Here is a 13,979-nt window from a genome sequence, read left to right on the forward strand (position 1 = left end):
TTCAGCCACGCCTACTAATGTGGGCGCCGGGCTTTTGTGGTGAGCGGGCTTGCCCCGCGCTGGGCTGCGAAGCGGCCCCAATAAAAACACCGCGTTCTATTTGTTAGAACGCGGTGTCTGGGTCTAGGGCCGCTTCGCGCCCCAGCGCGGGGCAAGCCCGCTCACCACAACAAGCCCGCTCACCACACAAGCCCCCTCAACATTTGAGGAACGTTTACAGTTTGATCGAAGAACGACCCGGCTTCTTGGTCTGCAACAAATGCGAGAACACCGCATGCAGATCATCCGACGCACTCTCTTCATCGAGGTTGAGCTTGCTGTCGATGTGATCCATGTGATGCATCATCAGGTTCACCGCCAACGCCGCGTCCCGCGCTTCGATCGCATCGATCAGTTGGGTGTGCTCGTCGTAGGAACAGTGCGAGCGGTTGCCGCTTTCGTACTGGGCGATGATCAATGAGGTCTGGGACACCAGGCTGCGCTGGAAGCTGATCAGCGGCGCGTTCTTCGCCGCTTCGGCCAACTTGAGGTGGAATTCGCCGGAGAGGCGGATACCGGCGCCACGATCGCCACGGGAGAAGCTGTCGCGCTCGTCGTTGACCATCTGGCGCAGCTCGGCCAGTTGTTCGGCCGTGGCGTGCTGGACGGCCAACTCAGTGATCGCCCGCTCCACCAGACGCCGCGCAAGGAACACCTGGCGGGCTTCCTCGACGCTCGGGCTGGCCACCACCGCACCGCGATTGGGCCGCAGCAGTACCACGCCTTCATGGGCCAGGCGCGACAGGGCGCGGCGAATGATGGTGCGGCTCACGCCAAAGATTTCGCCCAGTGCCTCTTCACTCAATTTGGTGCCGGGTGCCAGGCGTTGTTCGAGGATCGCCTCGAAGATATGCGCGTAGACGATATCGTCCTGGGTTCCGCTGCGACCAGCCTTGCCGGCTCGCGGTTGTTTCTTGAGAGGTTGCAACTGTTCGTTCATGGGCACTCGGGTTTGGAGAACGGCGGCGAATTAACGGTAATACGTCAACAGCGGGTCGCTGGCAAGTATCACCTAAAAACAGGGCACATTGTACACAACCGGATGCGCCAACACACTGTACGGCTGTTTGCGCCGTCGGCTGTATTGCAATGAGTCGTTACGTTTGAGTTTAGGCTTGAATCCGTGCCGACAACGGCAAAAATCCAGGTAAAAGGAACACCTCTCCATGAACGACGCCACCCAAGCGCCTTTGCGCCCGCTGGCCGACACTTCTCCCTCGGCCATTGTCGCCGGCTTCATCGCCATGATGACCGGCTACACCAGCTCCCTGGTCCTGATGTTCCAGGCCGGGCAAGCCGCCGGTTTGACCACGGCGCAGATTTCTTCATGGATCTGGGCGATTTCCATCGGCATGGCAGTGTGCAGCATCGGCTTGTCCCTGCGCTATCGCACGCCGATCACCATTGCCTGGTCGACGCCGGGCGCGGCGCTGCTGATCACCAGTCTGGGCGGTGTGAGTTATGGCGAGGCCATCGGTGCCTATATCACCTGCGCCGTGCTGGTGACGATCTGCGGGCTGACCGGCAGTTTTGAAAAACTGGTCAAGCGCATCCCGGCGTCACTGGCGGCGGCCTTGCTGGCGGGGATTCTGTTCAAGATCGGCAGCGAGATCTTCGTCGCCGCGCAGCATCGCACCGGGCTGGTACTGGGAATGTTCTTCACTTACCTGGTGATCAAGCGCCTGTCGCCACGCTATGCGGTGCTGGCGGCGCTGGTAATCGGCACCGTATTGTCGGGGTTGATGGGGCTGCTGGACTTCAGTGGTTTTCACCTGGAAGTGGCGACGCCGGTGTGGACCACGCCGCACTTCTCACTGGCCGCAACCATCAGCATCGGCATCCCGCTGTTCGTGGTGGCGATGACATCCCAGAACATGCCGGGCGTCGCGGTGCTCAGGGCCGACGGTTACAACGTGCCCGCCTCGCCCCTGATCACCGCGACCGGCCTGGCCTCCCTGGTGTTGTCGCCGTTCGGCTCCCACGGTATCAACCTGGCGGCGATCAGCGCGGCCATCTGCACCGGGCCCCATGCTCATGAAGACCGTAACAAACGCTACACCGCCGCCGTGTGGTGCGGAGTGTTCTACGGGATTGCCGGGGTGTTCGGCGCGACCTTGGCGGCGTTGTTCGCAGCCTTGCCCAAGGAACTGGTGCTGTCGATTGCGGCGTTGGCGCTGTTTGGCTCGATCATCAATGGCTTGAGCATCGCCATGAATGAGCCGAAGGAACGGGAAGCGGCGCTGATCACTTTTATGGTCACGGCGTCCGGCTTGACGCTGTTTTCCATCGGGTCGGCGTTCTGGGGGATTGTGGCGGGGGTGTTGACGTTGCTGATTCTGAACTGGCGCAAGGCATAAAAAAACGGCGACCCTGAGGTCGCCGTTTTTTTTAGTATCACTTAGCCGCGTTGATCGGCTTTTCCGGATACCACACGTCCAGCAGTGGGCTGACTTCAGCGCTTTTCAGTTCGCTGCGGCCTTTGAGCCAGCTTTCAACCGCTACGCGCTGTTCTTCGTTGACCGAGCCACGCTTCTGCAGGCAAACCAGACCGAAGTCATCGCCGCCAACATAGCCCAGACCATTGGCTTCCATGGCTTCTTTGATGAATGCTTCGAGGAAAGCGTCGGTAGCTTCTTCACTCAGGTCTTCTTTGAAGTCCAGGTTCAGTTCGAAACCCAGCTCTTGAAATTCATCAACGCACAGTTTTTTGCGCAGACGCTGGGAACGGTTAGTCGCCATTGGAACAATCCTCATAAGTAATAACGGGCGGCACTTTAGCAGTTTAAGGCGGCGATTGCCCGACTCTCTGGGACAGGCGGCAATTTGCCTGCAAAAAAAACGCAGAATACCAGCTATGGTTCAGCTACAAGTGGCTCCACCTTGGGGCATAATGCCGACACTTTCATGACCATTGAGGGATTTTTCTTATTTACCCCTCGCCTTTTTCACCCTCCTCAGCAGTAGGGTTTTACTTCTTATGATCAAATCTTTGCGTTCTGTGTTTTTTGCCGGTCTTATTCTGCCACTGGCCTTTTCCGTCTCCGCCGCCCCGGTCAACAACACCCTGCCGCCGAATGTTCAACAGGCGCTGGCCAAAGCCAAACTGCAAAACACCGCGCTGTCCCTGGTGATGATCCCCCTGAACGGCCCGGGCACGCCGACCGTGTTCAACGCCGACGTCTCCGTGAACCCGGCCTCGACCATGAAACTGGTCACCACCTACGCGGCCCTGGAGATGCTCGGCCCGAACCACCAGTGGAAAACCGAGTTCTACACCGACGGCACCCTCAGCGGTGGCGTGTTGCACGGCAACCTCTACCTCAAGGGCGGCGGCGACCCCAAGCTGAACATGGAAAAACTCTGGCTGCTGATGCGCGACCTGCGCGCCAACGGCGTACAGCAAGTCACCGGCGACCTGGTGCTGGACCGTGGTTTCTTCAACCAGCCGCTGTTGCCGGAGTTCAATGACGATGGCAATGACGAGAACAAACCGTTCCTGGTCAAGCCGGACGCGCTGCTGGTCAACCTCAAGGCCCTGCGTTTTGTAACGCGCAATGACTCCGGCCGCGTACTGGTGTCGGTCGAACCGCCGATTGCCAGCATTCGCATCGACAATCAGGTCAAGGTCTCCAACGCCAAGCAGTGTACCGGTGATGTGCGCTACAACCCGGTGACCGCCGCCGATGGCAGCGTGACGGTCACCGTCAGCGGCCAATTGGCCGATGGCTGCAGTTCGCAGACTTATCTGTCATTGCTTGACCACGCCACCTACACCGCCGGCGCCGTGCGTGCGATCTGGCAGGAACTGGGTGGCACCATCCAGGGCCGTGATATCCAGGCGCCAGTGCCCAAGGATGCCAAGGTACTGGCCCGGGCCTTCTCGCCGGACCTGGCGGAAATCATCCGCGACATCAACAAATACAGTAACAACACCATGGCCCAGCAGCTGTTCCTGAGCCTGGGCGCGCAGTTCCGCAACGACGCCGACGGCGACGATGCCAAGGCAGCCCAACGTGTGGTGCGCCAGTGGCTGGCGAAGAAAGGCATCACCGCGCCGCACCTGGTGATGGAAAACGGTTCCGGCCTGTCACGTGCCGAACGCGTCAGTGCCCGCGAAATGGCGGCCATGCTGCAAGCCGCGTGGAAGAGCCCTTACGCTGCCGAATACATCAGCTCGATGCCGATCGCCGGCACCGACGGCACCATGCGCAAGCGCCTGAAGACCACGGCCATGCGTGGTGAAGCCCACGTCAAGACCGGCACTTTGAACACCGTGCGTGCCATCGCCGGGTTCAGCCGCGACAACAACGGCAATACCTGGGCCGTGGTGGCGATCCTCAACGATCCAAAACCATGGGGTGCTTCGTCGGTGCTGGATCAGGTGTTGCTGGACTTATATCGTCAGCCGAAGGTGGTGGCGGCAGCTCCGGTACTCTGATTTATTGAACGGGACCGCTGCGCGCTCCAGCGGGAGCAAGCTCCCTCGCCACAACTTCCACCCGGTCCCTGCCCGCCTGCTTGGCCACATACACGGCCGAGTCGGCGCGTAGCAGCAACCCGTCAATGCCTTCATCCACCCGCCAGCTGGCCACGCCAAAGCTGGCGGTGACGATGCCCACCGGTTCCATCGGCGCACTGCGCAGCGACGTCCACAATTCCATCGCCAGGCTGTAGGCCTGCTCGCCATCGGTGTGCGGGCACAGCACCATGAACTCCTCGCCGCCCAGGCGACAGAACACATCGGTGCGCCGCAGGCGCTGGCTGATCCGCTTGCACAGTTCCTGCAGCACCCCATCGCCGACAGCGTGTCCGTGCTGGTCGTTGATGCGTTTGAAGTGATCGATATCCAGCATGATCACCGACAAGTTGCCCGAGGTGCGATTGAGCCTCACCATCTCGGCCTTGAGGCGATCCTGGAAATATCGACGGTTGTGGATGCCGGTCAAAGAGTCGGTGATGGACAGCGCACGCAGTTCTTCTTCCACCCGCTTCAGATCGGAAATATCCGACACGTAGCCATGCCACAACGTACCGCCTGCGGGTAACTCTTCCGGGGTCGCCTCGCCCCGAATCCAACGCAGGCCGCGTTGCGGCAACAGCACGCGGTATTCCTCGCGCCAATGGCTCAACTGCAATGCTGACAAGCGGATCGAAGCACGCACCCGCTCCGCATCCAACGGGTGGATACGCTCGAAAACCTGCTTCGCATCCTGCTGCAACACATTCGGTTCGATTTCATAGATGTCGCGCATGCCGTCGCTGGCATAGATGAATTTCCAGTTGTCCTGGGGTTCCAGGGTGAACTGGAAGATCCCGCCGGGCACATGGGCGCTGAGTTTCTTGAGCAGGCGGTCGCGGGCCGCCAAGGCCTCGTAGGCGCGTTTCTGTTCGGTAATGTCCAGGTAAATCGCCAGGTGGCCGATCCACAAACCATGGTCGTCCAGCAACACCGTGGCCAGCATGTTCACAGTCAACTGGGTGCCGTTTTCGCGGATCAAAGTCCATTCGCGGGCTTCGTGCAGCGTGTCCGGGCTCTCTACCAGCATCGCCTGGCTGGCGGGAATACGCTTGCCCAACGCCACACTCAGGCTGGCCGCGCGCGCCTCCAGCTCAGGCGCCAGGTGCAGGCTTTCCAAGGTGTGCGTACCCACTACGTGATCGGCCTTGAAGCCCAACATCTGCTCGGCGCCGGCGTTGAAGGTATTGATCACGCCGCGCAGGTCGGTGGCAATGATCGCCACTTGGGTCGCGGCATTCAGCACACTGCGCAATTGGCCATGGGCGCCACGCAATTCCTGTTCACGCAGGCGCAACTGGGCAGTGCGTTGTTCCACCAGCTTCACGGCGCGCTGGCGTTGGCTGACCAGCACATAAAGCAAGGCACTGAGCAGCAGGCTGAGCAGGCCGCCCATGGTCAGGATGGTGTTCAGCGAGGAATGGTTGGCCTGGTCGAACACCTGGCTGGGGCGCAGTTTCAGGGCGTACACATGGTCACCCAGCGTGAGGCGGCGCGCGCCGACCAAGTCGCTGCTGCCTACCTCATTGGTGGACTCGAAGAGCACGCGCTTCTGCAGGTCAGACGTATCGATGATCTGCATGACCAGGTTGTCCCGGTCCGGCTTGGGCAAGCCGTCGGCTACCAGCTGGCGCATGCTGATCACGGCCATTACATAGCCGTAGGGCTCGTTCTGCGACTGATCCGAGGAGGGCAGGTGACTCACCGGCGCGACCAGTAAAACCCCGGTGGCATAGGCCGGCTCCACCCCCACCAATTGCATGGGCTGGGACACCGCCAGCTTGCCGGTCTTTTGCGCACGTTCAAGTGTTGAACGGCGCAGGGGCTGGGCCAAGAGGTCAAAACCGAGGGGGGCGCCCAGCAAGCTTTGGGTCTGGCTGTACAGCACCGGCACGTATTCGTCGCGCTCGGGCGCCGGGGCCAGTTCGCCAGCCGAATTCAATTCACGGATGAAAAAGGGTGCACCGCGTTGGCTGGACACCTCTTGTTCGAACTGGCTGCGCTGTTCGCGATACACCCGTGGCGCCCAGGAGTAAGCACGGGCGCGCAACAACAAGGGCTGGGCAAAACCGTCGAATTCTTCGCGGGACACATCATCGGAATTAACGAAGAAGCGCCGCAGGCTGTTCAGCCGTTGCTCCTGGTCTTCGAAACGTTCCTGCAGGCGGGTGTAGCGCTCATTGACCAGCAATTGAAAGCGCTGGCGCACCTGTTGCTGATAGAGGTCGGCAGCCGCCCAGGCGACAACCGCGGTCAAGGCAAACCCTGCCAGTAACACCACCAATGCCACCAGCCAAGCCGACGCCTGCTCACTGATAAAGCCTAGGATTTTCGGGCGAACGGCTTGCAACGGCATAGGCAACACTCACAACGCCAGCGTGCGGGGGGTGTCACTTTGGCTAGGCCTTAAGTTATAGCCATCGGCCCTGGGTTTGACCAGCGTAAAAAAGCCGCAAGCCCGGAATAATCCAGGCTTGCGGCTTTTTGGTGCAGCAATCAGCGTGCGGTGATTTTCCACGCCCGGTGGATCTTGGCATTGCGCGCAAAATCCGGGTCGATGGTCTTGTCGCTGATCTCCTCGACCGCATAACGTTCGCTGAGGTTGTCCTCCAGCGCGAACTTGCGGAAGTTGTTCGAGAAATACAGCACGCCACCCGGTGCCAGGCGCGCCATGGCCAGGTCGAGCAACTGCACGTGGTCGCGCTGTACGTCGAAGATGCCTTCCATGCGCTTGGAGTTGGAGAAGGTCGGCGGGTCGATGAAGATCAGGTCGAACTCATCGCGGCTGGCCTCCAGCCACGCCATCACGTCACCCTGCTCCAGACGGTTCTTGTCGGAGAAACCGTTGAGGGAGAAGTTGCGACGCGCCCAGTCCAGGTAGGTCTTGGACAGGTCGACACTGGTGGTGCTGCGCGCGCCGCCCTTGGCCGCGTGCACACTGGCGGTGGCGGTGTAGCAGTACAGGTTGAGGAAGCGCTTGCCGGCCGCTTCTTTCTGGATGCGCATGCGCATGGGGCGGTGGTCGAGGAACAGGCCGGTGTCCAGGTAGTCGGTGAGGTTGACCAGCAACTTCACGCCGCCTTCGCTGACTTCGGTGAACTTGCCCTGGGCGCTCTGGCGCTCGTACTGCTTGGTGCCGCTCTGACGCTCGCGACGCTTGACCACCACGCGGCTCTTGTCGATGTTCAGCGCCTGGGGAATCGCCGCCAAGGCATCGAACATGCGTGCGGAGGCTTTTTCCGGGTCGATGGATTTCGGTGCGGCGTATTCCTGCACGTGGACCCAATCGTGGTAAAGGTCGATGGCCATGGAGTATTCCGGCATGTCGGCGTCGTACACACGGTAGCAATCCACGCCTTCACGCTTGGCCCACTTGCCCAGCAGCTTGAGGTTCTTCTGCAGGCGGTTGGCGAACATCTGCCCGCCTTCGCTCAGGCGCGCCTGCTCAACCACCGGGGCCGGAGCAGGTTTGATCGGGTTGCCGTTCTTGTTGTACTGGCGCTCTTGCGGCTCGGCCGGAGCTTGATCGTAAGCGGCTTGCTCACGCTCAGCCTGGCGCTGTTCCGGGGTGCGACGCTCACCGGTGACGAACTGGTCTGGATTGACCTTGATCAGCAGCAGCTTGCACGGCAACGCGCCGTTCCAGAACGAATACTGTTTGTGGCTGCGGATGCCCATGCGCTTGCCCAGGTCCGGCGCGCCGGTGAACACCGCCGCTTCCCAGCCCATGCACGCCTGGCGCAGACGCTCGCCGAGGTTCTGGTAGAGGTACAACAGGCTGGCTTCGTCACCCAGACGCTCGCCGTACGGCGGGTTGCAGATCACCAGGCCTTTCTGGTTCTGGTCCGGACGCGGTTCGAAGGTGCCGACTTCGCCCTGGTATACCTTGATCCAATGGCTCAGGCCTGCGCGTTCGATGTTGTTGCGCGCGGGTTGGATCAGGCGGGGGTCGGCTTCATAGCCTCGGATCCACAGGGGCGGCTTGTTCATGCCGATGGCGGCGCGTTCGGCAGCCTCTGCGTGCAGCTTCTTCCACAGCGCCGGGACGTGGCCCAGCCAAGTGGTGAAGCCCCACAGTTCACGATTCAGGTTGGGCGCCATGTCGGCGGCGATCATCGCGCCTTCCACCAGGAAGGTGCCCACGCCGCACATCGGGTCGCTCAGCGCGCCGCCTTCAGCGGCAATACGTGGCCAGCCGGCACGGATCAGGATCGCGGCGGCCAGGTTTTCCTTCAACGGTGCCGCGCCTTGCTGCAAGCGGTAACCGCGCTGGTGCAGGCTGTGGCCGGACAAGTCGAGAGACAGGATGGCTTCGCCACGGTCCAGACGCAGGTGGATGCGCAGGTCCGGGTTGATCTTGTCGATGGACGGGCGTTCGCCGGTTGGCGTGCGCAGCTTGTCGACGATCGCATCCTTGACCTTCAGCGCGCCGAAGTGGGTGTTGTCGATACCCGAGCCGTGACCGCTGAATTCAACAGCCAAAGTACCGTCCGGCACCATGTGGTCGGCCCACTCGATATCCAGCACGCCGTGGTAGAGGTCTTCGGCGTCCTTCATCGGGAAGCGCTTGAGCACCAGCAACACGCGGTTTGCCAGGCGCGACCAGAGGCACAGGCGGTAGGCGGTTTCCATGTCGGCCATGCCGCGCACGGCCGAGGTGTGCTCGCGGGCTTCCTCAAGGCCAAGCCCGACGGCTTCCTCGATCAGCAGGCCTTCGAGGCCCTTGGGGCAGGTGAGGAAGAGTTCAAAACGGTCCGACATGGGGCATTCCAGGCTTTTCAGCAATAAATGAACGGGCGACGCATCGCCGGCTCGGTTTTCAATCAAGCACTTTTCTTGAAGAGTGCTCGCGTGGCACGAATGTGCCGTCCCACCCCGTCCGACAGGCACTTGGGCCTTTATTGATGGGGCAGATAAACAATTATCTGTAACAAAAAGAAATATTCCGACCCTTCGTCGAATAATAACCGACTGCAACGGGCGGGCATTCTCACTAAAGGATTAAACCCATCCTCTATGCAGGGTGCATCATAGCTGGCTTTGCCCCACAAATGGGGCGAAAAGCCATCCCAGCTTATGGCTATAGCATCGTTATCGTTACGTGCTTATGACAAAACGATCATTGAATCCATGTGACCTATTGGTTAGAACTCAACACAGGTTGGCGCCGTAACGACGCCGACACATAGGCTCGCCACGCCGGCAGCGAGCCCACCAACGGCAGAAAAACTCTGCCCGGCCCCAAGCGGGGCCGAAGGATATCAAGACAGTCAACAAGTGAGGGAAACACCCTATGAGAAGACTTAAGCGTGATCCGTTGGAAAGAGCATTTTTACGCGGATATCAATATGGCGTTCATGGCAAATCCCGTGAGCTTTGCCCATTTACTCTACCGTCGGTACGCCAAGCCTGGATCAACGGCTGGCGAGAAGGACGCGGCGACAACTGGGACGGTATGACTGGCACTGCGGGAATCCACAGACTCAACGAACTTCACGCCGTCGGCTAATCAAGGGCAACTAATTCCGACACCACCTTTGGATTTGTAACGACTTACCATGCACGCCCCATCCGGGCGGCGGGCTTCGGCCCAGGGGGCTCCTTGATGGAGCCCTTTTTAATGGGCGCAGTTCAGGCTTTTGGCAGTGCTGCGATAGCGTCCACCGACTGGCGGATCAGCGCCGGGCCCTTGTAGATAAAGCCGGAGTACAACTGCACCAGGCTGGCACCTGCGGCGATCTTCTCGGCTGCGTGCTTGCCTTCGGTGATGCCACCGGCGGCAATGATCGGCAAACGTCCAGCCAGTTCGGCAGCCAGCACCTTGACGATATGAGTGCTCTGCTCACGTACTGGAGCACCGGACAGACCGCCCGCCTCATCACCATGGGCCAGGCCTTCGACACCGACGCGGCTGAGAGTGGTGTTGGTCGCAATCACCGCGTCCATGCCGGCGTCCACCAGGGCCTGGGCGACCAGTACGGTTTCTTCGTCACTCATGTCCGGGGCAATCTTGATCGCCAGCGGCACGCGCTTGCCATGGCGCACGGCCAGGTCTTCCTGGCGCTGGCGCAGGGCTTCCAGCAGTTGCTTGAGGGAGTCACCGAACTGCAGGCTGCGCAGGCCCGGTGTATTAGGCGAACTGACGTTGACCGTGACATAGCTGGCGTGGGCGTAGACCTTGTCCAGGCAGATCAGGTAATCGTCGACGGCACGCTCGACCGGCGTATCGAAGTTCTTGCCGATATTGATACCGAGGATGCCCTTGTACTTCGCCGCCTGAACCCGCGACAGCAGATGATCAACGCCCAGATTGTTGAAGCCCATGCGGTTGATGATCGCCTCGGCCTCCGGCAGGCGGAAGATGCGCGGCTTGGGGTTGCCCGGCTGTGGACGTGGGGTGACGGTGCCGATTTCGACAAATCCGAAACCCAACTGCGCAAAGCCATCGATGGCCGCACCGTTTTTATCCAGGCCAGCCGCCAGGCCGACCGGGTTGGGAAAATCGAGCCCCATCACCGAGACCGGCATTTTTGCCGGAGCCTTGCATACCAGGCCATTGAGCCCCAGGCGGCCACCGGCACCGATCAGGTCCAGGGACAGATCGTGGGAAGTTTCCGGGGAAAGTTTGAACAACAGCTGGCGGGCCAGGGTATACATGGGCGGGCTAGACTCGGAGGCGGCGAAAGGTGACGGCGATTATAGCCGGGGTGACAGGTAAGGCGCGAGGCGTGAACCCCAATCGTCAGTAACGATGCGCGACCAACTGCTCGTAATACGCCCAGATTTTCTGCGCATACTGCAGGCGCAATGCCTCACGCTCGGGCCCGGCGCCTGTCCCCACATTGTACGAACCCACTGCCGTCCAGTTGTACCCAAAGCGCTGGATGAACTCGGCCAGGATCGAAGCCCCCACCTCAACCGACAAACACGGCTCGTTGATCAAGCGATCCTCGGTGATGCCCTGCTTGAGCAAGCGTGGCAGATGAATGCTGTTGATCTGCATCAGGCCGATGTCCCGGGTGCCATTACGGTTGGCATGATTCATCGCTTGCGCGCGGTTACCCGACTCCACGACGGCGATCGCCTGCAACAACTCCGGCTCGATATTGTAGTGACTGGCGGCCTCCTCCCAGCAGTAGGCCAACGCTTGATGACTGACCATCAGCGCACCCAGCACCCAGCCCTTGCTCCAGAACCTAGCCACGTTTCAACAAACCCTGACTGACGTGCCCGCAGGCCGCGCACACCTGTTGCGCCCGCCCCGACACTGCGCGCACTGGACAGGTAAAGCGATACCCCCGGCCGTAGATCGTCTTGATAAACCCCTTGTCGGCACCGAGGTACTTGCGCAGCGAGTAAATGCAGCGGGTCAACGACTCCTCGGCAACCTCTCCCTGCGGCCAGCCCAGTTCCAGCAAGCGATCCTTGGTCATCAAGGCACCGTCAGACACCAACAACAGCCGCAACACCTGGCACTCCTTGGGCGGTAATTGGACATCCGAACCCTCACCGGTCAGGCGACCGTGGTGATGCAGGGTCCAGCGTGCGAACACCAGGGAAGTCGCTGTCCCTCCATCATCCCTGACGGCCATGCGTACCTCGGCATCCGACTGCTGACATTGAAGCCCTCATTTCAATCACTGCCCCATGTACCCATGTCACGACTATAAAAACCTGGCTCACGACTCACACTAGGAAAAAACCCATACATCCAGCGGCTTTTGAAAACGTGCTGTAAGACGTTTCGCTACCCCTCTTCCACAGGCAGCCACGCTTGATACACCTCATGCAACTCAACCCCTAGCCGGTCCTCCAACTGCACCAGCTCGCCCAAGGCCAGCAACTGCCCGTTCACCCGAACTTCCACGCTGTGGATGATCTCCGGGGCTAACGGCAGCACCTTTCCGGGTGCAAAGGCCGCCAGCCGCCTGCGACTGATCAGTTGTTCCTGTAGAAGAATTTCCAGATGCATGGGTTAACACCTTGTTTACGGTGAGACATCGCGCTGCGGTCGCACAAACGCACGCTGGACACGCTCGTATTGCGCCGCAGTCATAGGCGGTGGCCCTCCCGCCTCTTCCTGCCCCTTCAATTCACTAGCCACCGCCCTGGCCTGGATCACAAACAGCCGTACTTGGGCTGCACGACCTGCCGCGCGCCCTTCTGATTCCCGTTGAAACGCACCCAGCCATAAGCGCCTGCCCTGAGGCACTCGGACCACGCTGTTGATGCCGATCCGCCCCACCGCCGCATTTTTTTCACGCTGCCCCGGCTCACTCATCTGGCGCCCTTCGTCCACCTCCAGGCGCATCTCAATCTGGTTGCCCTCGCCAAAACGCGGCAGCACGCTGACCTGGGTGCCATAACGCATCGGTTTCCAGTCAGCGCGATCATCTCCGCGGGGCGGCATATAAAATGTGTGATTGTCCTGAAACACCGCCGGCACATTCTCCTGGGTGAGGATCACCGGCAACGTCACCACCTTCGCCCGTCGACGGCGCTCCAATGCACCTACCTTCGCCATAAGCTGTCTATCGTCCAGGGGAGCCAAGACGCGCGTCGTCGACGCCTTCGGTTCTTCGTCCGAATCCAGGCCCAACTTCTTCAGTTCATCGCGCTCAACATCCACCAGCCACAGCGAAACCTCGATCGCTCGCTTGGGCACGTCGAGCTCCGCCACCAGTTTCTGGATGAAGCTCACCTGGGCCGGCTTGCCCTTGATCAACAGGCTGTTGCTGTCCGGGTAAGCGATCACGCCCAAGCTCTTGTCCGAGAGCAAGCCCTTTTGCTCGCTGGCCAACAAGGTCTCGATCATCGACGCCATCCCCGGCACGGTGACCGGGTTGTCGCGCGTGCCGTACTGTCGATCCACCACATCGGTATTGAGCACCTGGACGACGGCAAAAGACTGAGCGCCCACCCGCAACTCCGCCCGTTGCCGGTCCATCAACTGAGCCAGACGCAGCACCTGGTCGATGTAATTCGGTGGGCCGGAGACAGAAAACGTGCGCGCTCCGCTTTCGCGCAACGGATAGCGTGACTCATCGAGGCCGGAGCGCCGCATGAGGTTACGCAGCCTGTCGACGGAGATATGCCGCAAAGTCACCGCAGAGCTCTTGGCTTCACCCGCGTCATAGACATACAACGCTTGCCCGTCGCTGTACCAGATCAACCCTTGCTCAAGTGCAAGCGCCTCCAGGGCCTGTTGAGGCGCATCAAAATCCAGTGCTGCGCTGAGGCGTTTGCGTGCAACTTCGCGACTGACAACGATGGGCAACCCAAGTGGCACCGACAGTGCAGTGAACACGGTATGCAGGCTCTCGTCCTGCGCTTGGTAAAGCTCGCCCCAGGCCAGCGCACTGATCAGTAGCAGCACGACAAACAACAGTCGGCGGTATAGCCAGAGGCGAGGCATCGTTGCTGG

At 60.6% G+C, this 13,979-nt stretch carries 12 protein-coding genes; 3 read left to right on the plus strand and 9 right to left on the minus strand.

Annotated elements, in window-relative coordinates; all coding sequences use genetic code 11:
* Positions 1-214: 214 nt before the first annotated feature.
* Complete coding sequence (locus OZ428_RS25045) at positions 215-979, minus strand: GntR family transcriptional regulator (RefSeq protein ID WP_015885332.1); 765 nt, start codon at positions 977-979, stop codon at positions 215-217.
* Positions 980-1,205: 226 nt separating this feature from the next.
* Here OZ428_RS25045 and OZ428_RS25050 point away from each other — a divergent pair, with 226 nt between their 5' ends.
* The gene (locus tag OZ428_RS25050; RefSeq protein ID WP_269131661.1) at positions 1,206-2,396 is read left to right on the plus strand and encodes a benzoate/H(+) symporter BenE family transporter; all 1,191 of its coding nucleotides are present in this window, start codon (positions 1,206-1,208) and stop codon (positions 2,394-2,396) included.
* Between the two features lie 37 nt (positions 2,397-2,433).
* On the opposite strand, the gene OZ428_RS25055 is transcribed toward OZ428_RS25050, so the two are convergent.
* The gene (locus tag OZ428_RS25055; RefSeq protein WP_033900540.1) at positions 2,434-2,778 is read right to left on the minus strand and encodes a YggL family protein; all 345 of its coding nucleotides are present in this window, start codon (positions 2,776-2,778) and stop codon (positions 2,434-2,436) included.
* A gap of 238 nt (positions 2,779-3,016) precedes the next feature.
* Here OZ428_RS25055 and dacB point away from each other — a divergent pair, with 238 nt between their 5' ends.
* Positions 3,017-4,477 (plus strand): D-alanyl-D-alanine carboxypeptidase/D-alanyl-D-alanine endopeptidase, encoded by a 1,461-nt coding sequence (gene dacB, locus OZ428_RS25060; protein ID WP_038847815.1) that lies wholly within the window; start codon positions 3,017-3,019, stop codon positions 4,475-4,477.
* Position 4,478: 1 nt separating this feature from the next.
* Here the strand turns inward: dacB and OZ428_RS25065 are convergent, their stop codons facing one another.
* Together OZ428_RS25065 and rlmKL are read right to left on the minus strand one after the other, a co-directional pair.
* Positions 4,479-6,911: a sensor domain-containing diguanylate cyclase gene (locus OZ428_RS25065; protein WP_269131662.1), complete on the minus strand. Its 2,433-nt coding sequence runs from the start codon at positions 6,909-6,911 to the stop codon at positions 4,479-4,481.
* A 140-nt stretch (positions 6,912-7,051) separates the two neighbouring features.
* Positions 7,052-9,316 (minus strand): bifunctional 23S rRNA (guanine(2069)-N(7))-methyltransferase RlmK/23S rRNA (guanine(2445)-N(2))-methyltransferase RlmL, encoded by a 2,265-nt coding sequence (gene rlmKL / locus OZ428_RS25070; RefSeq protein ID WP_016979274.1) that lies wholly within the window; start codon positions 9,314-9,316, stop codon positions 7,052-7,054.
* 532 nt (positions 9,317-9,848) lie between these two features.
* On the opposite strand from rlmKL, the gene rmf reads away from it, so the two are divergent.
* Positions 9,849-10,064: a ribosome modulation factor gene (rmf, locus tag OZ428_RS25075; protein WP_002553055.1), complete on the plus strand. Its 216-nt coding sequence runs from the start codon at positions 9,849-9,851 to the stop codon at positions 10,062-10,064.
* A 122-nt stretch (positions 10,065-10,186) separates the two neighbouring features.
* On the opposite strand, the gene OZ428_RS25080 is transcribed toward rmf, so the two are convergent.
* The 5 genes from OZ428_RS25080 to sctC all read right to left on the minus strand — a co-directional run bounded on the left by OZ428_RS25080 (position 10,187) and on the right by sctC (position 13,970).
* Positions 10,187-11,212 carry a quinone-dependent dihydroorotate dehydrogenase gene (locus tag OZ428_RS25080; protein WP_033900535.1) on the minus strand — a complete coding sequence of 342 codons (1,026 nt, stop codon included), beginning with the start codon at positions 11,210-11,212 and terminating at the stop codon, positions 10,187-10,189.
* Between the two features lie 85 nt (positions 11,213-11,297).
* Positions 11,298-11,759 carry a transglycosylase SLT domain-containing protein gene (locus OZ428_RS25085; protein WP_038847164.1) on the minus strand — a complete coding sequence of 154 codons (462 nt, stop codon included), beginning with the start codon at positions 11,757-11,759 and terminating at the stop codon, positions 11,298-11,300.
* Positions 11,752-12,147 (minus strand): winged helix-turn-helix domain-containing protein, encoded by a 396-nt coding sequence (locus tag OZ428_RS25090; RefSeq protein ID WP_269131663.1) that lies wholly within the window; start codon positions 12,145-12,147, stop codon positions 11,752-11,754. The genes OZ428_RS25085 and OZ428_RS25090 overlap by 8 nt, the downstream gene beginning before the upstream one ends.
* Before the next feature lie 155 nt (positions 12,148-12,302).
* Positions 12,303-12,527, minus strand: coding sequence for a FliM/FliN family flagellar motor switch protein (locus OZ428_RS25095; RefSeq protein WP_033900531.1), 225 nt, complete (start codon positions 12,525-12,527; stop codon positions 12,303-12,305).
* A 15-nt stretch (positions 12,528-12,542) separates the two neighbouring features.
* Positions 12,543-13,970 (minus strand): type III secretion system outer membrane ring subunit SctC, encoded by a 1,428-nt coding sequence (gene sctC / locus OZ428_RS25100; protein WP_269131664.1) that lies wholly within the window; start codon positions 13,968-13,970, stop codon positions 12,543-12,545.
* Positions 13,971-13,979: the final 9 nt, after the last annotated feature.

Origin of the sequence: Pseudomonas sp. GXZC (assembly GCF_026967615.1) — a bacterium.
Classification (GTDB): Bacteria; Pseudomonadota; Gammaproteobacteria; order Pseudomonadales; family Pseudomonadaceae; genus Aquipseudomonas; species Aquipseudomonas azotoformans_A.